Origin of the sequence: Mariniblastus fucicola, assembly GCF_008087665.1 — a bacterium.
Taxonomy (GTDB): Bacteria; Planctomycetota; Planctomycetia; order Pirellulales; family Pirellulaceae; genus Mariniblastus; species Mariniblastus fucicola.
The window spans coordinates 4,212,778-4,233,625 of sequence record NZ_CP042912.1 but is presented as its reverse complement, the minus strand read 5'-3'; the positions used below and the strand labels follow the sequence as shown (position 1 = coordinate 4,233,625).

At 53.7% G+C, this 20,848-nt stretch carries 16 protein-coding genes and 1 tRNA gene; 6 read left to right on the top strand and 11 right to left on the bottom strand.

The annotated features are described in order from the left end of the window. The first annotated feature begins 3 nt into the window (after positions 1 to 3). The 3 genes from MFFC18_RS15595 to MFFC18_RS15585 all read left to right on the top strand — a co-directional run bounded on the left by MFFC18_RS15595 (position 4) and on the right by MFFC18_RS15585 (position 3,689). Positions 4 to 729 carry a class I SAM-dependent methyltransferase gene (locus tag MFFC18_RS15595; protein WP_157665008.1) on the top strand — a complete coding sequence of 242 codons (726 nt, stop codon included), beginning with the start codon at positions 4 to 6 and terminating at the stop codon, positions 727 to 729. Then, entirely contained in the window at positions 726 to 1,793 is a 1,068-nt protein-coding gene (locus tag MFFC18_RS15590) for a glycosyltransferase family 2 protein (RefSeq protein ID WP_075082087.1), read from the top strand. The genes MFFC18_RS15595 and MFFC18_RS15590 overlap by 4 nt, the downstream gene beginning before the upstream one ends. A 123-nt stretch (positions 1,794 to 1,916) precedes the next feature. After that, positions 1,917 to 3,689 carry a hypothetical protein gene (locus MFFC18_RS15585; RefSeq protein WP_148618901.1) on the top strand — a complete coding sequence of 591 codons (1,773 nt, stop codon included), beginning with the start codon at positions 1,917 to 1,919 and terminating at the stop codon, positions 3,687 to 3,689. A gap of 48 nt (positions 3,690 to 3,737) precedes the next feature. On the opposite strand, the gene MFFC18_RS15580 is transcribed toward MFFC18_RS15585, so the two are convergent. The 4 genes from MFFC18_RS15580 to MFFC18_RS15565 form a co-directional block, all read right to left on the bottom strand. Next, positions 3,738 to 4,484: an RNA polymerase sigma factor gene (locus MFFC18_RS15580; protein ID WP_157665009.1), complete on the bottom strand. Its 747-nt coding sequence runs from the start codon at positions 4,482 to 4,484 to the stop codon at positions 3,738 to 3,740. 309 nt (positions 4,485 to 4,793) lie between these two features. Next, the gene (locus tag MFFC18_RS15575) at positions 4,794 to 5,966 is read right to left on the bottom strand and encodes a HupE/UreJ family protein (RefSeq protein WP_075082090.1); all 1,173 of its coding nucleotides are present in this window, start codon (positions 5,964 to 5,966) and stop codon (positions 4,794 to 4,796) included. Continuing rightward, positions 5,963 to 7,198 carry a tetratricopeptide repeat protein gene (locus MFFC18_RS15570; RefSeq protein ID WP_148618900.1) on the bottom strand — a complete coding sequence of 412 codons (1,236 nt, stop codon included), beginning with the start codon at positions 7,196 to 7,198 and terminating at the stop codon, positions 5,963 to 5,965. Before MFFC18_RS15570 ends, MFFC18_RS15575 begins: the two co-directional genes overlap by 4 nt. 7 nt (positions 7,199 to 7,205) lie before the next feature. Then, a complete protein-coding gene (locus MFFC18_RS15565; protein ID WP_075082092.1) occupies positions 7,206 to 8,234 on the bottom strand; it encodes a DUF4331 family protein in 1,029 nt (342 codons plus the stop codon). Between the two features lie 258 nt (positions 8,235 to 8,492). On the opposite strand from MFFC18_RS15565, the gene MFFC18_RS15560 reads away from it, so the two are divergent. Continuing rightward, positions 8,493 to 9,470 carry a DUF6666 family protein gene (locus MFFC18_RS15560; protein ID WP_075082093.1) on the top strand — a complete coding sequence of 326 codons (978 nt, stop codon included), beginning with the start codon at positions 8,493 to 8,495 and terminating at the stop codon, positions 9,468 to 9,470. 113 nt (positions 9,471 to 9,583) lie between these two features. On the opposite strand, the gene MFFC18_RS15555 is transcribed toward MFFC18_RS15560, so the two are convergent. Beyond that, positions 9,584 to 12,493 carry a serine/threonine-protein kinase gene (locus MFFC18_RS15555; RefSeq protein WP_075082094.1) on the bottom strand — a complete coding sequence of 970 codons (2,910 nt, stop codon included), beginning with the start codon at positions 12,491 to 12,493 and terminating at the stop codon, positions 9,584 to 9,586. 149 nt (positions 12,494 to 12,642) lie between these two features. Between MFFC18_RS15555 and MFFC18_RS15550 the strand changes: the two genes are divergently transcribed. Beyond that, positions 12,643 to 12,715, top strand: a tRNA-Pro gene (locus tag MFFC18_RS15550). On the opposite strand, the gene MFFC18_RS15545 is transcribed toward MFFC18_RS15550, so the two are convergent. From MFFC18_RS15545 to MFFC18_RS15530, 4 genes are all read right to left on the bottom strand, one after another. Next, complete coding sequence (locus MFFC18_RS15545; RefSeq protein ID WP_084416753.1) at positions 12,716 to 13,153, bottom strand: ankyrin repeat domain-containing protein; 438 nt, start codon at positions 13,151 to 13,153, stop codon at positions 12,716 to 12,718. Between the two features lie 301 nt (positions 13,154 to 13,454). Then, positions 13,455 to 14,243, bottom strand: a complete 789-nt coding sequence (locus tag MFFC18_RS15540) for an SDR family NAD(P)-dependent oxidoreductase (RefSeq protein ID WP_075082097.1) — start codon at positions 14,241 to 14,243, stop codon at positions 13,455 to 13,457. A gap of 236 nt (positions 14,244 to 14,479) precedes the next feature. Then, entirely contained in the window at positions 14,480 to 15,289 is an 810-nt protein-coding gene (locus MFFC18_RS15535; protein ID WP_075082187.1) for an AraC family transcriptional regulator, read from the bottom strand. A 111-nt stretch (positions 15,290 to 15,400) separates the two neighbouring features. Beyond that, a complete protein-coding gene (locus tag MFFC18_RS15530) occupies positions 15,401 to 16,069 on the bottom strand; it encodes a TetR/AcrR family transcriptional regulator (RefSeq protein ID WP_075082188.1) in 669 nt (222 codons plus the stop codon). 225 nt (positions 16,070 to 16,294) lie between these two features. Here MFFC18_RS15530 and MFFC18_RS15525 point away from each other — a divergent pair, with 225 nt between their 5' ends. Continuing rightward, positions 16,295 to 17,242 (top strand): SDR family oxidoreductase, encoded by a 948-nt coding sequence (locus MFFC18_RS15525; RefSeq protein ID WP_075082189.1) that lies wholly within the window; start codon positions 16,295 to 16,297, stop codon positions 17,240 to 17,242. 87 nt (positions 17,243 to 17,329) lie between these two features. Here the strand turns inward: MFFC18_RS15525 and MFFC18_RS15520 are convergent, their stop codons facing one another. Together MFFC18_RS15520 and MFFC18_RS15515 are read right to left on the bottom strand one after the other, a co-directional pair. Further along, positions 17,330 to 18,118, bottom strand: coding sequence for a glutamine amidotransferase (locus MFFC18_RS15520; RefSeq protein ID WP_075082190.1), 789 nt, complete (start codon positions 18,116 to 18,118; stop codon positions 17,330 to 17,332). 55 nt (positions 18,119 to 18,173) lie between these two features. Beyond that, on the bottom strand, positions 18,174 to 20,603 hold the full coding sequence (locus MFFC18_RS15515) for a sulfatase-like hydrolase/transferase (protein WP_084416770.1): 2,430 nt from the start codon (positions 20,601 to 20,603) through the stop codon (positions 18,174 to 18,176). Positions 20,604 to 20,848 lie beyond the last annotated feature (245 nt).

Sequence of the window (20,848 nt, the reverse complement as noted above, 5' to 3'; positions counted from 1 at the left end):
ATCATGGAAAGCGCGCACCTTGACGAGCTAATCGAGCTCGAAGATCGCTACTGGTGGCACGTCGCCAAGCGGAAAATCGCAACCGGGCTGCTCAACAGCTACGTTCCCTCGCCGGCAAAAATCGTTGAAGGCGGTATCGGCGCGGCAGGCAACCTGTTGAACTGGAAAAAGTCAGGCTACGAAGTTGCTGGCCTCGATATTATGGATCACTCGGTGGCGCACGCGAAATCGCTGGGGATCGAAGAAGTCAAAAAACACGACCTTCACGAGCCGTGGCCTTTCGAAGAAAACTCAGTCAGTGGAATCGTGCTGCTGGACGTTCTCGAGCACCTCGCTGACCCTGTGAAGGCACTCAAAGAAGCCGCCAAAACGTTGACGGATTCTGGGAAAATCATCTTTACCGTCCCCGCGTTTCCATTTCTGTTTTCAGATTGGGACGAACGGCTTGGTCACTATCGTCGCTACACGCCTGCGACGATGCGAGAACACATTACCGGAGCCGGCCTGAAGGTCGAAAAACTTCGATATTGGAATTCATTTACGTTTCCGGCAGCCGTTGCGATTCGTTCGTTTCGCAAACTGTTCCCCTCGAAAAAGGGAACCGAGTTTCCACGGGTCAGTGATTTCACGAACAACGCTCTGATCCGTGCTGCGGAAATCGAATCGGGCGCCGCCAATGCTCTGCCGATCCCATTCGGATTGTCTCTTGTCGGAGTCATCAGCAAGTGAGCCGTCCAAGCATAAAAGACAGTACGATCTCCGTCGTCATGCCGCTGCTGAACGAAGTCGCGGTCATTCGTGAAGTCGTTCAACAGGTGACCGAGACGCTGGAGCTCAAGGGCGTCCAATGGCGAGTCGTTTTGGTTAACGACGGTTCGACTGACGGTAGCGACGTCGTGCTCGACGAAATGGCTGCGGCTGACAATCGAGTCACGGTTTTGCATCTGTCACGAAATTTCGGACACCAAGCCGCTGTTCACGCTGGTCTGAGCCACTGCACTGGCGATGCCGTCATTCTGATGGACAGCGATGCACAGGACGATCCGACCGCGCTTTCGGACATGGTCGATCGATGGCAGGAAGGCTACGACGTCGTCTACGCGGTTCGATTTGGACGGAAAGAAAATATTCTCAAGCGTTTTGCGTTCAGCAGCTTTCATCGCTTGATGGAAGCCATGGCGTCGGTTGACGTGCCGCGAGACGCAGGAAACTTTGGCTTGATGGACGCTCGCGTCGTCAAACAGGTAGTGGCTCTCGGTGAAACGGATCGTTATTTTCCAGGGCTTCGCAGTTGGGTCGGCTTTCGCCAATGTGCATTGCCTGTCGAAAGACTCAAGCGACATGACGATACGCCGCGAGTCTCTTTTAAAGGGCTCGTTTCGCTCGCCAAAACTGCGATGTTCAGCTTCAGCCGGGTCCCGTTACTCGCGTTTTACGGGCTGGCCGCACTTTCTGCGGCGATCGGATGTATTTGCATCGGTTGGGCGTTGTGGCACAAACTTGTGACTGGCGAAGCGATTCCCGGTTGGGCATCAATCACCAGCGTGAGTGCGTTCTTCGGCGCAATCAATGCTCTCGGGATCGCGATTCTGGGAGAATACGTTGCCCGGATCTACGATCAGGTTCGCAATCGACCGGCCTACGTTGTCAACGAAACTCGCAATCTTTCTCGCGGCGAGTTGGTTTCGACGGAAGCTCAGGAGGGGCAATTGCTTGCTGAACTGGAAGCGCTGCGTCGCGAAGTTGGACAATTGCGAACGACCAAGAAGAATCAACTTTCTGAGGTAAAGTAGGTCGTGATGGATTCCGATCTGCAATCCGACCAAGCGACAGCGAGTCGGGCAATTTGGCCGTGGCTGGCCGCCACCGTGCTTTGCATTTTGTTCGCACTGTCGCACAGTTTTTCGTCGATGGCAATGTACGACGACGAAAGCTACGTCATGATGACGATCAAGACGTTTCTCGAAGGCGACCGGTTGTACGCCGAAACTTACACGCAGTACGGCCCGGCTTACTACATGTTTCAACAACCCCTTCATGGCTGGTTCGGAGTCCCGATCACTCATGACGTCGTGCGGTTCAAAACCGTAGCGGCCTGGGTTCTGATTGGGCTACTCTGCGGTTTTGTGGCCGCGAAGGTGACTGGAAAACAGCTCGTTGGAATCGCCGCGATGATGCTGGCGGTTTTGCATCTGGAGAAACTGGGACTTGAGCCCGCTCACCCGCAGGAAATGGTGACTGTCCTGGCCATGCTCTGCCTCGCGATGATGGGTTCTCGCAAGCGTTCGTTGCTGTTTCTGGCTGGAGTATGCGCCGCGTTCGCAGGGCTCGCAAAACTCAATGCAGGAGCTACCTCCGCCGCGGCATGTCTTTTTGCCGCCGGGATGGTTTCTGTCGATTCGCGTCGCGTCAGTCGAATGTCCGCCATTGCGGGATGCGTCATCGCAACGGCCGTCGCTGGTGGAGTTTTTGCAACGATCGCCAAGCGAAGCATGGAGAGTGCTCAATGGACGACCGCGATCTGGCCGTTGATCATTTTTGGCTCATGCCTGTTGGTTTGCGCCCAGGTTTGGTTTGGAAAGCCAGAAGCCCAAGCGGAAGTTGCGTCAAAGCCCGGTGAGCAGTCGTTCAGTTTTCTCGCGATTGCCGCTGGTGGAATTGTGGGATCAAGTTGGGTCATCGCATGGTCAATGCTGCATGGCAACTCACTCCATGAAATCTTGCACGGTGTTGTGCTGCAGCACGGATTCATGGCGGACTCGTTCTATCACCCAATTCAGGTCGATGGATTTGGAATGTTGTTTGTTGTGCCGGCCGTGTTGATGCTGTTGCTGAGGTTTACAAGACCGGCAGAACAGGTGGCGTCGATTGACCGTGTCCTGTTCGCATTTCCACCAATCGTGCTGGCAATTGCTTTTGTTCAAATGAGCGTCGACAGTTGTAAAGTTCTCGATCACGGATTGAATCCGCGCGGAGCCGCATTTTTTCTGGCCACGGTCGGGCCAGCGATGATGCCGGTTCTTCTGTTGAAGAAACAGCCGTCACAACTACGTTTGGCATTGGCAATGCTGGGTTGCCTGTCACCTGTTTTGGCTTTTCCAGTTCCGGGAACCCAGGTCAGTCTTGGCACACTGCCGATTCTTATCGCGTTAGTTATTTCGACGTCTGATGCGATTGAAATTGCGAATCGAAGCTCCAACCGCATCAACTCACCCAGCGTATTCCGGCGATCCACGTTGGCGGTTGCGGCAGTCGTGTTGTTTTCGACAGGCGTCTTTGGCTATCGGTGGGTCGCCAACATTGCACTTGATCAACCAGGATGTCGATTGGTTCGACTTGAGGCTGGTCGAGTCGAAACTGAGAGAGCGATTGCGGAATGTATCCGTTCGATCGATTCTCCCTGGCTGGCTTTTGACTCACATAACCACAACCGGTTTTTCTTTTGGACCGGAAAGAAGCCGCTGACATCGACCAGCCCAACTTTCTGGCCAGCGATGTTAACGGAGTCGCAAAAGTCAAAGATTGAATCCGCGGCCAGAGATGCAGAGTCCATTTGCGTTGTCAAAATCAACGACGAACGAATACGTCTTTCGGATTACGCACCTGCGATAGAGCAAGCCCTGTTCGGTTCCTGGCAGCCGGTAGGACAAGTCGGCGATTGGGAAATCGGTCTGCAGAAGCAGCCCTAAATCATCACGTTTGCCGTCCGCCAGGATCCTTAAACAGTTCTTCGCCGCCTAGCTCTGATCACGAGCTCTAGGTTCGCTTTCTTCGACGTACTTCTGTAAACCAAGAATTGCCAGTTCGTCTGCCAACTCCTGTTTCGAATCACTCTGAATCGTCTTGCCGACTTCCTGCACCAACAAGTCCGCAAACTTGCGTCTCGCACGACGAAGCGTTTGTCGGAACCAATCCGCCGTCACCTCGCGCTGATATTGTTCCGTGAATTCTTTGGCCAACGACTGCGAATTCAGTTTCGGGCGCTGGGATCGAAGATAGAGCACCGAATAGTACAAGCTTCCGGAATTCGACTCGTGCTCCTTGAGCGACTCCCAAGTGATGCCAAGCAGTTGTCGTCGCCACTGGTCAGTGAACGCAGTGTCGAGGCTACCAATCGCGTTGGCTTCCGCACCCTTCAGATCCACACCTGCTGGCTTGGAATTCTTTCGACGAAAGAAGTCAGTCACAAGGTTCCGCAACGACCGTTTCAGATAGTCACGAAATCTTCCGCGGTCCGGATTCGCGTTTCGGAAATCGCCACGCACGAAACGCAACGCGAAATCCTGTGAAAGATCTTCGGTCGTGTGGTGGCAATGAGTTGCTCCCAGGATGTACTGATAGATGCACTCCGCGTACCGCTTCAGGATGATGCCTCGTTGTTCCGCCGCCGCGGGATCAAACGAGTCCGACTTATGCGCCGCAATCAAATCATCCCAGTTCGTCGTAATTCTGCTTAGTCGCTGTTCGATCGATGATGAGTTCACGTCAAACCTGAATAAAATTACCGGAGGTTTCTTGGGCACAATTGTATCCGCAGATGCCAATATTCGAAAAAAAATCTTCTTGTTGTCACAAAATCAACGTCGCTGCGTAAAAGTATGCGAGGCGGTGAAACGTCCGTGCAGACTTGCGGCGGTGGAGCAGCCGGGCGTCTGGTCAGCTCACGCGGATGCACCTCTTGATTGGCAGCTTTGAGTCGTGGTCGCATTGGATTCAATGCGGCCACGTTTTTTGTTTTTTGAATTGAATTGCATTGCATTGCCGAAGCAAAGCCCGTGTCGCATCAGGCCTGCCTAGCCAATTGGCAAAATGACAACGTCGGACACTCTTTCAATCGTCCAGATCCCTGCCAGCACGGCGATCAGAAGCGAACCCGCGCAAAAGACTCCATAGCGATATGTCTGGGTATTTCGGATGGACCAAATCAGCGGCATCACGACAACGACGATCGCCAGCTGACCAAGCTCGACACCGATGTTGAATCCGAGCAGTGAAACGCCCAGCGTCATGCTGCTCAAACCAAGGTCGACTAGCACGTTCGCGAAACCAAATCCGTGGACGAGCCCAAAAACGAAGGCAAAAGCCCATCCTTTGATCGGCAAAATCGGATACAGATTGTTGCACGCCGTGACCACAATCGAAAACGCGATCACGGCTTCGACGATCCACGATGGAAGCGAAACGTAGCCCATAACAGCCAGCCACAACGTGATCGAGTGCGCGATTGTGAACACCGTTACGATCTTCAGGATGTTGCGAAACGCAGGATTAAACTTTTCAACGGGTTCCCAGCGTTTTCCAGATTCCGTCGGTTCGCCAAACCCAATCAATACCGCCGGCAGCAGCAACGAGACCAGGAATAGAATGTGGTCATAGCCGATCCAGATATGCCAAACGCCTTCGCGAATGTAATGTTTTAGCGTTTGAGCAAAGCCCGTTTCCGCAGTCATGATTTCCAGCGGTGGATCGTTGTAACAGATCACTCGAGTCAATTCGCTGTCTCCATTTCGCAGCAAAACCAAACCTCTGTGCGTCGGGTCGACTTCGAAGAACAGGCTGTAGTCGACTTTCAACTGCTCGATCTGTCCGGGGCTGTCGGATTGAAGATCCAGCACGACATAGGCTCCGTCGCTGTGATTCGATACCAACATTTTCGTGAATCGCAGGTCACACGGCGTTCCATCCGCCGTCAGCGACAAACGGTTCAATGCATGCTCAACGATCGCGGACTGTTGAGCTTTGACTTCGCCCCAGGTGATCTCGCCATTGTTGTCCGTATCCAGCCCGATGACGTAATCCAGATCCTTGATGGAGATATCCCACTCGACGGAAAGCGTTTCTTCGCCAGCGTTGATTCGCAAATAGCTGTCGCTCGGTTTGTGAGCCAAAGCTGACGAACCGCATGCGAACAACAAGCCAATCGCGATCAGCAGACGCAAGCCAGAAGTCACGTTTCGATCGATCATTGAGTCGGCCTCAATTTCTCAACAAGCGGATCAAGCAGCGCGTGTTGCGTATTGTGTTCCTGTAGAAAATCGAGAACCGGGTTTCCTGCGTCGAAATCGCCGGCGGCAATCGCGGCTTCCAGGAAATTCTGCGCATCGCGAAGTTCCTTCTGACGTTTCCAGTTCTTGGTCGCCAGTTGCAAGGCACGGTCGGCGTTTTCCTGGACTTGCAATGCAAAACGGGATTCGAACCGGCCGTGTGGCTCGCTACCGCGCAAACGAATTTCCTCGAAGCGCCGTTCCAACTGCCTGCTCCAGTCGTCAGCACGGATGTCTTGACAGCGTTTCGCAGCAATCGCAGCCCGCAAAAGCACTCCGTTGTCGGCAACATGGTCTTGAAGCAGTTCCAGTGCTTCCTCGTTGCGGTTTTGGTCAAGCAGGAAGTCTCCGTAGCGATGCAGTAGCTGCACGTCGGCGGGATTCACGCCCAACCCCTCGCGAAAATGTTGTTCGACAGTATCCGATTCGCCCAACGCAAGCGCAACGTCAGCTTGCACCGTCGAAATCCAACCAAGCGTCGAAGGGTAATCTGCTCTGGCTGCAGGAAGAATCTGTTTCAGTAAGCTGCGGGCGTCTTTCGCCCTGCCCGTCATCACGTAAAGCGGCGCTCGACCCAGCGCCGCCGGCACCGGTCCAGCGACTTTCTCAAGCCGGTCTCCGATTGACAACGCGTCAGTAAACTTGCCCTGAACGCGGAACACGTTGGCCAACTCCAGCAAAAGTTGCGGGTCTTTCGGCTTCTGTTTCAACGCCAACTTGAGATCAGTCACGGCGTTTTCAAACTGATGATCATTTTCCTTCAGTTTGGCGCGTACCTTCAGAATTTCAGCCGGAGCCGAATCGTCCTCCCACCACGGCGCAACAGCTGCTCTCGCATAGCCGTAGAATCGAGGATCACCACCGCGTTTTCCAATCGAAAGGTAACGCTGAGACACCGTTGCTGCCAGCTTCGGATTGTCGGGGTCGGCCGTCAGTTGACTTCTTAGCCGTTGCAACATGTCACGTTCGACCAGCAAGGATTTCGGCAGCACAACCAGAACCGTGTCATCGGAATCCGGAACGAAAGGATCGTCAGCGTGAACCATTGACACGCCAACAGTCGAACCAACGACCAGAGCTATCAACAGGAACAGACCGGCGCGGATAAGGGACGCCAGTCTGTTCACAGAGATAATATTTTTGAGCGATACCATCTGCACTCTAGCATGCCTTCGCATCGCGACGTCGACGGGTGATCACTCCGAACGCCAACAGGCAAACCGGAACCAAACCTGTTGGTTCAGGAACGGCGGCCACACCGAGGTAAGGAAACACGCTTGAGAACGGAACGTCGTTGCCGTCGACGCCATCACCGGTTACTGCTCCTGCGGAAAGCAGATTCAATTCCGCGTCCATCACGTCGTCCGCAAGGCCACGGCCATTGAGGAAGCCGGCTGAACTTGAGGTGTCGAATGTGAGCACGTCAGGTAGCAGGATTGGAGTCAACGCGTCAGCATTTTCTTGATTGCTCAAGCCTGCGATCGCTGCATTGACTTCGGCTCCAAACGTATCGAAGTCGGTGTTGGGCGAGCCTTCGTTGAAATCCTGCTTTCGGTCGTCGGCAATCAAGGCTGTGTTGATCGCGGGACGCCCTGCTCTATCGATTTGAACTCCATCTCGCAGCGTTCGAGCCCAAACTCCGATGTTGGGACCACCAAGTTCCAGGCTCGGAAGCTCGAAAATGATCGCGCTGACTTCTGCGCCAGCAAAGGTGTCCTCGCCCGTGAAATTGAATCCGTTTTGAAAGCCGACAAGGTCGAAAAAGAATGGATCATCGAAGACTCCAGCATGAACGGTCCCGCCGTTCGAAGTGCTCAGGTTCGCACCAGTGTTTCCAGTAGCCAACGTCGATCCACCGACTTCGCGAAAAGTGAATCCCTGGTTGCCTGAGCCAGAGAATGTCGCTTCGTAAGTCAAATCCGCGATGGCGTCACCCGTGTTGTCGATCTGAAACTGATAGCTCACGTCCGTGCCGAAATCAGTCGGGCTCATCGATCCGGCAAACGGATTGACGGTCATGATGAAGACCGAATTGCCGCTGTTCTCTGGGGCCTGAAACGCGTAAAGGTCGTTGACGTCGGCTTGACCGTCGCCGGACAGATTAGGAGCGTCCAGGTGATCGGATGCTGTCACGAAACTCGCAGCCGTCATCAGCATGGAGATCGCCGCCAGCAAGGAGATGGATTTCATTTGGGTTCTCAAGGCTCAGAGCAGATTAATTGAAATGATGTCTGTCCGAGACGATTCGCCGGACACCCCTGATACAGATGCGGCCCCGTTTTGTGACAGCAATTCCGCAGAATAGTTTGAGAGCCGAAGTCCGAATTCGTTGTGATTTGGGACTCAACTTGCCCGCAGAACCGCGCTAATTGCTAAAGTTTTACACCTTTCGTTGACGATAGAGACGCTGCGTGGAATCGGTTTGGCAAAGCAAATACGGGAGGAATTATGTCTAAGTTTCTCCGTATCGCGTGTTTGGTTCTGTCGATCTTCGCCTGCTCCCACCCCACCGACGGGGCGTCGCAAGTCTGCTCGAATCTTGGACACTGCGACACGGTTTGCGACGAACAGTTGTGTCTTCCGCAAATCGCACCAGCCAGCCGCGGTGGTTTGCAACCGATGATTGAGCGTGGAACGTTGACTTCGCTGGTCGGGATTGATGGCTCGAAACAACCGCAGGATTTCGGAGCCAACGCAAACTTTGGAACCGCGCTACGGATCGCTTGGTCGGCGCCGCTGTCGGAATCACACGGCATCGGATACCAAATCGGATCTCGCGTCACGTTCTCCGCCAACGCGGTTCAGGTGTTCGAGCTACTGGGCGAATCGAAAGATCGTTTTCAGAATTTCACCACCGTCGGTGTGTTTCGGCGTTCAGACCAAGGGTTCAACTTTGGCGTGGCGTATGACTGGCTGTCACAGGAATCGTTCGATCAGTTCAACCTGAGCCAATGGCGAGCCAAAGCAAGTTTTGATATCACGCCCAGCGTTGAAATTGGAACCACATTGCATATCGCGAACCGAAGCGATCGAGGTTTCTTCAATGCAGAAGAAGTGCAACTCGATCCAGTAGAACAGCTCAATATTTTCGTGCGTCAGCATTGGGATACCGGCACCGTGACGGCGTTTTGGCTGGGAGTCGCCGATCGACATTCGGAGGAGAACGCTGTTACAGGAACGTTGCCACCGAAAGATAATCAGTTGCTGTTTGGAGCAGAACTTTTTGCTCCTTTGAATTCGTGGATGGCGATCTACGGTCAAACCAATTTGGTGATGCCCGCAGATACCGGTGCCGTGGATGCGTTCTTGGGTTTGGAGTTTTCTGCGCGCGGCATTCGGCGTGCTCACAGCAGAAGCAACCGTTTTCGACCGATGTTCGCGGTCGCGTCGAGCCCAACGTTCACGACGGATCTGACTCGAAGGTAGAAGGCTGCGGAAAGCCGACTATTAAAAGCTCATCGTTTCTTGATTGAGACGTGTCGCAAGTTCCAATAAACGCCGATTGGATCGCTGGCGCCCGGTCTAATCTGAAACGTACTTTACGCTCGTGACAATCGCACGAAAGCTTTGCCGTTCACATTTGTTGGATCTGAGTGTTTCGTGAACTTGGCCAGAACGCCGCTCGCGTCGCTGTGTTCAGACGTAAGCAGCTCCCAAATTTCCGCGGCGACCAACATCGTTCCGCACGGTTGGCTTGCGACCAGTGATTTGGCATTGCGAATGGCTTTTCCGAAAATCGCCGGCTGATTTGTTTGTGAGCCCGACATGATTTGGCCAGATGAAATTCCAAAACATCCGTCGCATAAAACCGGATTCGTGTCACCGAGTTTGTCCAGCAACACCAGCAGCGATTTGACGAGGTCAAACACGTTGTCAAAAGCGATCACGGCAACGTCTCCGGAAAACTCTGCTGCGGTTGCGGTTGCCGCTGGTTCCGAGAACCGATTCTGAATCGACTTCCATGCCTCTCGAATCATGATCTCGCCAACCTGTTCGGCAAGCTCGTCCGCATCAGTCAAGCCAACGGTCAACAGATACGCATTCGACTTGCCCACCAACTGATCAGGTTGCAGCAATCTCTCCGGCATCAACTTCGAAAACAGCGGATGCTCGAACGCGGCAGCAGCACTGAAAGCGTCTCCAGTTTCGGCTTGCTGTTGAAAGCGAACCAGAATTTCACGGTCGGATTGATTACCGATCGAGATCACGACCTGCCCTGCACCGACTGAACTTGCGGGCTGTTCCATCTCACTACCGAACAGAAACTTTGCACGACGTCGCTCGGACTCGTTGGAAACATCCATCGATGGCGACCGATCGAACTGGGGAGCTCTGGCCTCGTAACGGCCCGGCGCGACATCGGCTTCGAATTGAACTTGCTGATCAGGCAGCAGGTGATTTTGAGCCAGCACATGCGGAGCGTGAAACGGGCCACCGATGCAAAACGTTTTCTGCTCCACGTGGCGGACTTCCGGATTGATACAAAAAACGGCTTCCACAGTCTTCGTAAAGTCAATTTCGAAACCCTGATTGCAGGCCTCACAATGCGAGTGCTGGTCAACCTGTTCCAGCACTGAAACGTTACCGGCTGATACCCGACAAACCGGGCAAATGATATCCCAATGAAGGCCGATCAGCGACGATTCAACCGCGCGAAAGCAAAGTTCCAACGCATCGTTTGTGGAGCAACCAAGCTTCCTGCCCAGAACGATCGGGCGGATCTTGGCCACGAAAGGATCGGCCACCGTAACCAAATAATCCGTAAATGATTCTGCCCGCGAAACGTTTCCGATCGCTTGCCCAAGTGCCATCGTTCTGCCTTCGATCAGCTTCCGTTGGCCGGCAGTCAATTTCGGAGCCGCAGCATACGGAAAGTCGCAAGCGTATCCGCAGCTTTCATTCTGGGCGATCCTGTCGATGCGAGCATAGGCTTTCTTCAGCCCCTTGCCAGTCAGCAACCCGAACTGAATCGGAGTAAACATCCTCCCCAACAGCCCGCGGGGCTGGACTTCGAACTTGTGCACGACCCGTGTTCTATTTTGAGTCAACGGTTGCAGTTCCACCGTGCTGGTGACCCATTCGAATGGACCCTTCTCGAATTCGCGGAGGACGCTCAACTCGCGACCTGAATTCCACTGGAACGGGTGCTCCCGCCAACGGACTGCCATGCCGTTGAATTTCGCCGTTGCAAAGACCTGTTTTTCTTTCCCCGAATGGTCAAAGGAAAACTCCGGAGCCGGTAAGTCAATCGCGCGATTGAACCGATCAGTGTCTGAAACCAGCGGCCACAACTGCTTGGCCGACGCACTCAACGTCCACTCAAACGCGTAGCGTCGCACCGAAGAAACGCGGTTGTCAGGGACCTGCGGCAGAGTGTGCAGCACCGTTGGCTGGCCATCGAGAATTCGCTGGACATCGGCGAGCATTTCCTCGGCCGTTTGGTAACGCATGTCCGGGCTTTTTTCGAGTGCCTTGAGCACGACCTGGCTGATGGCTTCGCTGATATCCGAGCGAACGATCGTCAGCGGCATGGGAGACTCGCGGCGATGCATTTCGCCCAATTCAATTGCCTCTTCGGAAACGAAAGGCGGGCGGCCCGCAAGCAATTGGTAAAGCGTAACGCCAACCGAATAGATGTCGGCCCGCGCATCGACAGATCGACTGTCGGTGAACTGTTCCGGAGCCATATACAGCGGCGTACCCATCATCGATTGTTGCCGGGTCATGTCCATCGACTCGGTCTGATCGAGGTTTCTGGCCAACCCAAAATCAGTTAGCTTTGCGACAGAGAAATTTTCGATCTGAGGTGTTTGGGACAACGGACTTTCGTCGAAAGCCACGATCACGTTTCCCGGTTTGACGTCTCGGTGAATGGCTCCTGCGTCATGGATCGCCTGGATTGCTTTCAACAGGTCCGCGATCAGCCGAAGCGACACTTTGCCTGGTAACAATTTCGTTTGAGCGATGACGTTTCTCAGCGTCACGCCCGATACGAATTCGCTAACGATGAAGTAAACGCCTGACTCTTTGCCGAACTCAATAAATCGTGTCGCGTAGCGGCAGTTGATCGAAGCCAGAATACGGGACTCCTTTTCGAAACGCTGAACGGCTCGAGAGTTCGCCATGATCGCCGGCCGAATGACTTTGACGGCAACTGACGTTGGCGATGAAGAATCGACTTCTGCGAGCGGCGTGGCTTTGAAGACAACTCCAGCACCGCCTTCCCCAACGATTTCGTCCAACCGATAGTTTCCGAAAACTTGTGGCAGCTTCGCGCGGTCAAAAATTTGCATCGGCGCCGCGTTATTGTCGAAGACAATGTTGGTCTTGGCCACTTCTTCAAAAGACGGTGCGTTGAGCGTAAAGTCCGCCTCTGACGACGAGTTTGATCCTGCTGACGGAGTCGTTTCCCGTTCGTGATCATTCGGAATTGTTTCGTCCCCATCCATGCAACGGATCTTAGCTGAAGGGGATTTGTTTCGCCATCGAGTCAAGATCTGCCACGCCCAGTGGCTTGGCGTTTTGCGTTCGAAACTCTCGATTCGAAGTCGCCACCTGGCTGTTGCCGACTGCCAGAATGAAGTTACAATCTTGCCATCGGGCTGTAGCGCAGTTGGTAGCGCGCTACACTGGGGGTGTAGAGGTCGCTGGTTCAAATCCAGTCAGCCCGACTATCGAAAGCTTTGGGAAACACGGTTTTTCCTGAGGCTTTTCTTCTTTTTGGTCCAGGGCTCGGATTGGCATTGTGGCTTTCCGGAAATCGCACCGTGATTTTGCAACAACTTCAACATTTCAGCAGTCCGACTATGCAGACCGGCCCAGTCGAGCGGAGTCTTACCACTGTCATCCTTTGCATTCACTTCCGCTTTATGTTTCAGAAGCATATGGGCCAGTTCGACGTGTTGCATACGTGCTGCCTTACGTAAAGCGATAACGCCACGGGCTGATTCTGCATTTACGCTTGCCCCGCTGTTGATAAGCATTTTGGCAATCTCCAAACGCCCCCGAAAGGCTGCTTGAAGCAATGCCGTTTCACCTTCATGCCCCACCCCTTCATCTTGGCTGCGGATATTGGGATCTGCCCGGTTGTCGAGCAGTAACCGAACGATGTCTTTAGTCGAGCTTCAAGAGCCATGGGGACTTCGTCGAGAGCAGGCAGTACATCGTTTGCCTCATCATTTCCCGGGATCAATCCTTCCAAAGACGATCCGCGGTACGTGACCGCCGTGCTTAACCGTATTCATTCGAATGGTTCGTTCGACAAGCGGCCAGCAAATCGCTTCAGCTGCCGCATCATGATCATGCCCTCAGCCGTTCCAATGCAAGATGCCGCTGATCCCACGTCGATTTCTATCGACGTAACTGACTCAGCGGCTCCAGTATCTATCTCAGCGTTTCTGCCGAATCATTTTACGCGATCGTTGGAATGAGTCCTCCGTCGACTCGTATGGGTGCTCCGTTGATGGCTGATGCCAGTGGGCTGGCAACAAACGCGACCATGTTGGCGATCTCCTCCGGTTGGATCAATCTTTGGATCAGCGAAGTCGGCCGATTGTCTGCCATGAATCGTTTCTCAGCCGATTCGTATGCTTCGTCAGGGAACAGATTCCCGACGAACTCTTTTACGCCTGGAGTCAACGTCGACCCAGGCATCACGGTGTTGACCGTGACTGAGCTTCCTTTGGTCAGTTGAGCCAGACTGCGGGAGATGGCAAGTTGTGCCGTCTTGGTCATCGCGTAGTGAGGCATTTCCGGAGCGGGCACGACGCCGGATTCGCTGCTGATGAAGATGATGCGTCCGGTGTTCTGCTCCAACATCTGTTTTAGATAATGCCGCGCAAGACGCACGCCGCTCATCACATTGACGTCAAAGATGTGCTGCCACGCTTCGTCCGTCAGGTCGAAAAAATCCACCGCTTCGAATATTCCCAGATTGTTGATCAGGATATCGATCTGCGGATGTTCGGCGATGGTTCGTGCAACGCCTTCAGCCGTCCCGTTGTCGGACACGAGCCCGAGCAGATCGGCATCTGGATTGCTTTTGCGGATGGTTTCGATGGCTTTGTTAACGCTCGATTCACTGCGACCGTTGATGATGGTGGTTGCTCCTTCTGCCGCCAGGCGAGTCGAGATCGCCAGACCGATGCCGCCAGTTGATGCAGTGACCAAAGCTGTTTTATCGTTGAGTTCAAGGTTCATCGAATGTTCCTGTTTGTGTTGTAGAAGAGTTTTCGTTTAGGCCTGTGCCTCAGCAGGCGGGGCTGACATGCAGCCCTTCCATGCCATGAGTTTAGGGAGGCGCCCGGGACGCTTCTTGAACGATCTTGCGCGCTGGCAAGAGAAAGCAACTCAAGGAAAAAGCCCTGTCGCCGGGCCAAAGTTTGCCGGGAAGGCAGAGCCAGGCTCGGGCGGCTTCGGCAATGAAATGCGGCATTTCAGGTGTTGCGCGACGGATTCACCGCCCTGGAGTACGCTCCCGGCGCGACGCCGATGAATCGTTTGAAATGTCGCGTGAAGTGCGACTGGTCCGAGAAGCCCGCAGCGTAGGCGACGTTGGAAAGTGTCTCACCGGCCATCAGCATCTGCTGCGCGTGACGAACCCGGATCTGAGAGAGATAGGTCTGGATGGGAATGCCGACCTCTTTGGAGAAAACGCGGCTTAGATATGGGGCGGAGGTGCCAGCCAGCTTGGCGAGCTCCTGAAGCGAGACGTTCTCGCGAAATTTCGCTTCCAGATTTTCTTTGACTTTACGAATGTTGGCACGTCCAAGCTTCTTCGGAGTGTCCGGCAACGATGCGTGCCGGACCAACAGCTCGCAGATGGCCTCATAGAAGGCTGATTCCTGATCCAGCTGCGGATCTCCTTCGTCCATCGCCCGGTGAGCCTGCAAAACGAGATCCACAAGTTGCGTGTCGTCGATCACCGGAGGCAGCAGCAACGGTTCGATGTCACCGTTGCGGTCAAACGTCCTGACGATTTTTGCGACGACGTTCGGGGCCGCATAAAGATATCGCCACGCACCTGTCGCTGTGCACGAGTGCACTTCGTTGGGATGAATGACAAGCAGCTTTCCCGGTCCGGTGAAGTATTGTTGGCCACGATAGAAAAACGTTCCCGTCCCGCCTTCGGAAACGCCCAGCTTGTATTCAGGGTGCGAATGATTCGGCCAAGTGTGTTCGACCGACTCCCATTGATGCACCGTAATCCTGTCATCCGCAGAACCATGAACCTTGAAATGCTTCACTGTTAACCCGGAAGCCATACGGTCCTCGGTGGCGAATAGAATCGAGATGAAAGTTGGGGAAGTTTACGCCGCCGGTTTGGTCGAAGCAAGTCGCACGAAGACAGTTCGGCTCTACAAGCTTGACATGAAACCTCGAAGATAATTAGATGCCAGATCAAACGTTGACGCTTTAAAATCAAGTTTTCGGCTGGAAAACTCCGGCTGTGCGAGCACGCTTTTGACGACCGGGGAAGGATGGCAGTGAGGCCACATCCCGACGGCGGACATGACCAGGAGGGCGAGAATCTCCAACGCATCGTCTTCCGAAATCGGCGGCATCGCTGTCGCCAAAGCCACTACCGCGGGTTGTACGATTGCGAGGAATTCCTTCTTGAACTCGACAACCGTTTCAAACTCGACATTGTGCTCGAGCGTCGATGCCATGGCTCCAAACAACACGCAAAACCGACGGCGTCTGGCCAGAGAATCAGCAAACGCCTGAGCCACAGCGTCGACGTCGCCCGGCTCGTCTACCTGTTCCAGTTTTTTCTTGAGCGACTTGGACCATAAGCTGACTTCGTTCAGCAATAGCCGAAGTAGAATCGCTTCTCTACTTTCGAAATAGACGTAGAGGTTGGGTTTTGAAAGGCCAGCCTGCCTTGCAATCGCATTAAGGCCTGTGCCATCGAGGCCGTCCGCTTCGAGCAGCACTCCTGCAGCCTCCAGAATGGCGTCGACTCTCTCAGCCTTTTGCTCCGGGTTTCGGGCGCGTTTCCAGGTTTTCTTCTTTTGGGTAGCCATCAATTTTTCCGAGTATTCCAATCGCCGTTGACAGCCTACCAGTGGTCGATTAAAAATTACCACTGGTCGATTAATAAGCGACTGTCAGTAGGTAATCGTAGTTCGCGGTTCGGCGTTTTTCAAGTCAACGGTCAATTCTTTGTTTCCGGGCGAGGAAATGGCATGAAGCGCTTTCGGTTTAATCAAAAATTCAAACAGCCAGGCAACGCTGGTGGGAGAAAGAAAGTGGCAGATAGAACATTTGGAAAGCAAGGCTGGACGCCGGAGCGATTGGGATCTCTTGCCGGCAAGACATATATCATTACCGGTGCCAACTCGGGTACGGGGTTTGAGGCCAGTCGGATCCTGCTTTCGAAAGGAGCCAAGGTTGTGATGCTGAACCGCAACCCGGACAAGTCAACCGCTGCGATTGCGCAGCTAAAGCAGGAATTCGGCGCTAATGCCGACGTGTCTTTCGTTCACATGGATCTCGCGGTGCTGGCGAGTGTGCGCGAAGCCGCGGCCAAAGTGTTGGAAACAGTCCCGCATATCGACGCCTTGATCTGCAATGCCGCCATCGCTCAAGTTCCCTCGCAAAAGCTTACCGTTGACGGTTTTGAAAGCCAGCTTGGCACCAATCACTACGGGCATTTCGTTTTGTGCGGCGCGCTTTTCAGTCGCATCAAAGAATCAGCAGGTCGCATCGTTGTCGTTTCAAGTCTTGGCTACAAGATGGGACTGAGAACGATCAAGTTTGGCGATATGAACTGGGACCAGAACTATAGCGCCAATCCTGCATACAGCCAAAGTAAACTGGCGCAGATGATGTTCGCCTATGAGTTGCAGGACAAAATCAAGGCAGCCGGTAAGAAAGTCGAAGTCTATGTCTGCCATCCCGGGTCATCGGCAACGTCTCTCATCAGCACAAGCGGTGGCTTTGTGACGAAGGTCATTTGGCGACTCATGATGATGTCGCCGATGGTTCAAAGTGCCGAGAAAGGCGCTTATCCGGAAGTCATGTGTGCTACAGAAGATGGCCTGGAACAGCGGGCGTTTTACGGCCCCACCGGTCGTATGGAGTTTGTCGGGCCGGTCGGCAAAGGCACGTTGGAACCTTATGCCTACGACAAAGCAGTCATTGAAAAATTGTGGGTTCGATCGGAAAAGGAAAGCGGGTTCGCGTGGGAAATGTGACGTCAAAAAACTGAAAGTCCGTGACCATCCGCAACAGTGATATCTGTTTGCTCAACAAGTTCAGTTCGCCGAATACAGCGCAATCAATCAGTACTCTGCAGCAAAAACCTGTTTCCAGAACTGATTGTACTGCGGCCATTTCACAAAATTGATTCCCCAATGCGGACTCGCGCCGGTGGTCCATGCGGTGACCCGCCCGCTTCCAACATTCATCGATGCAAAAAGTGGATACCACTTCCCGGCGAACTGGATATCGACGATCGTTTCGCAACCTTCACGCGGTCGCGTCTCATTGAATCCCAGCAACGGAGGCAATGTGCTAAAGTCAATGCCAGCCAACGCCGGATGATTTGGCTGATTGACCTGGATTGGAAAACTTTCGGTCGATTCGAACAGGTCGTCTGTCTGAAGGCATTCAACGGGCAAGACGTCTGCGAGAAGGCTTCGCCCCCAGCCACCTTTCCCAAGCTGACCTGAAAACGAATACCAGCCTCCATTCATGTGAAAGTGACCGCCGGCATCGATCCAGCGTCGCAGAACGTTAAACCGATCAGGAAAAGTTACGTATCCGGTTTCCCACCTGGCCCGGTTGAAGAAATCTGGATGCAGCATCATGCACTTCGTTTCCACGTCGCCAAAAATGATCGTGGTCGCCCAGTCGAGACGGGACTCAAATTCCTCGGGGGACAACTTATAAAGTTCCCATGATGGTTGGCTGACGACTTCTGCTCCTTCGATCGTCTGTACAGCTTCAACGATCGGACGGCCGTAGTTGAGCACTTCAACGTTCTTCTTCGCAGAGAGAAACGGAGATTCGATATACTCGTTGCCCGTGTGGATGCACCAATTTCCGACATGCCAGATTTTCTTCGTCATTGATTCTTTCGCGCTGTGTGTTGGATAGGTCCACCTGCCAGGCGGCGTTTCGAGGTTAATCAAGAGGTTTGTCGGCAATCAGGTCAGCCACAAGTTCAGCAACTGCCGGGTCTGCTGCTGACCAATCCTGTTCCTTCATGATGCTGCGTTGATTCGCGGTCATTGGCATTCGCCAACGATCGGCAAAGATAAATGTGAGATCCTTTTTTGCGGCGACGGAGGCACATACCAGCCAGTTGAAGGCTTGGGTTTTGGCCGACTTGATGTCGGTGGCTTTCGACCGTCGGCATTTGCGAAGCGTGTGATAGAACGTTTTGACCCATTCGTCACCACCGAAATCGCGCCGCAATTTCAACATCGCGGTCGCGTACATGACAGGCTGGTCGCTCGGACTGATGGCCCGTCCGGCTGTATCCTTGAGTCGATTGCTCTTTTCGCCAGATCCCAGATTGGTGAACGCGTCGAAGAACTTGATGTCGGAATTCGCGTAGATCACCTCGCAACTTTCAATCGTTCGACGAGTCTGAGAATTGCGACCATCGAGCTCAAGTCGATCCATGCAAACGTAACGCATAAACACCGCGTACCCGGTTGTAAACAGCGAATGCCGGTCTCCAAACACGAAGTAATTGCGGCCCATTTCGTAGAAATAGTAGTCCTGGAAACTGTTCGGGTTTTTGCGAAAGTTCGGCAAGTCAACGCGATAGAAAGCGGAAGCTTCGATCCCGGTTGCGCCGACAAACCCACAGCCGTATCCACAAGAAAGGTCTGATTTTGGGAGTGCGCATATCACTGCTTTGTCGTTGATCGTTTTGAATCGACGAGGCTTTCGACCGACTAGCTCTGCATAGCACGTCCAGCCATCATCGAGGCGTTTGACGAAAGCTGTTATTTCCGCAGCGTCGTATTCACCCTTCTTTGTCAGGAGAACGACATCTTCGCCTTCCCACGCCAACATCTCAAAGTCGATGCCCGCTTCCTTCCAACGTTTTGGGTAGAAAGCCAACGTACTGTAGTCGGCGATGAACGGTTCAATTTCACGGGACGCGTCGGCGCCGACGTTCACATAGTCATGCCCGTTGAGGCTGCCAATCACAGACCTCATCCAGGTGTTCAGCTCCGCTTTCAAATCGACCAGACGGTCTTGATGTGCGGGTTCGGCGGAAAGGTCAGTGGCCTCGTTCGGATCGTCGGTCAGGTTGTACAGCTCAAACGTGTTGCCATTGATTCGATGGAGCTTCCACGGCCATGCGATCCACGCAGCATGACCTTTGGAAGTATCTTCAGCAAACTGAGGGAACTCATCGACGTCTTTGCGAATGCGATGCTCGTTGTGAGGCAACGGTGCGTTTGCTTTCTGCTTTTCCATCACGGATTTTAGAATTCGGTCGTTCCAGGTCGTTTGCCCGTCCTGCAACTTGTGCCAAAAACCCATCGGTTTTTCTCGCGTCGTGGCGTTGTCGAACAAGATGTTGCTGATGTCAATTCCGTCGAGCGGGTGAGGAGCGTCGTGCTCAACGCCTGCCATCGCCAACACGGTCGGATAGATGTCACATGTCCATGCCGGAACCTCCGATCTTCCTTTTAGTTTTCGGGCAGGCCACTCGATGATGGAAGGTACGCGTAGACCGCCATCGTAGATGCTTCCTTTTCTGCCGCGTCCGCCAGAAGTTTCTTCAACGAGTCCACCGTTGTCGCTGCAGTACCAGAGAATCGTGTTCTCGGAGATTCCATTCTTTTTCAGTTCCGCACGCAATCGTCCAAGTTGCTGATCGAGCAACGTGATTTCCCGATAGTATCCCGCGTGCTTCTTGCCATCGTAAAGTGACTCACCGTCCGGAACTTCCTGGTGCGGATCATGCGGTGACGGAAACCAGACCACGGCAAACAGCGGATGCTCTCCATGCTTGTGCTTGTTAAGAAACTCGATCGTGTCGTCGACCGCCAGCACGGAGCCCTTCCCTTTCCGATGTTCGATCTTTCCATTTCGACTCAGGAACGGATCATTGTCAAAAAAGTTCAATCCCATCGACCATTCGTCAAATCCCATGCCGGTTGGATTGCAAGGCGAATCACGCTGCCCCGAACCCAAATGAAACTTGCCGAAAAAGCCCGTCACGTAACCGGCAGCTTTCAAAGTCTCGCCAAGCGTTTGTTCGTGAGGACGCATGTACCGTCCGTGGTTGGTGACTTTGGTTCTGACAGGAGCTCGGCCCGTCATGACCGAAGCTCGGGTGGGAGAGCACACTGGAGCCGCCGCGTAAAAACGATCCAGCACGAAAGCATTGTCTGCCATCGAATCAAGCGTTGGTGTTTGCACAAAAGGGTGACCGTTGTAGCCCGTGTCGCCCCAGCCCTGATCGTCTGCCATGACCAGGATGATGTTCGGCTTGCCGTTTCCCACGTTGGTTGCGCCGGTCGAAACTGGTGCGAACAGCAACACACAGAGAACAAGCAGCAAGATTCGTTGGGGCCAAATTTTCATGTTCTGGAAGCTCGATGATTGAGTTGATATTAAGTCGTTTGACGCAAGAAGAGCGATCGGCAACGACATTACGGCTCTCGGCGCCCTGTGAATGACCGAGTCTCTATCGGTTTTGGGGCGAATCAAATCGTAGCAGTATTTGCTTTGAACGGCTTCGCGATTCGCGCATCAAATTGGCGCACGCTGCGGCACATTTTACTTCAGCCGCGTCGTGAATCTCGTCATGAGCACTGGAGGCCTATCGG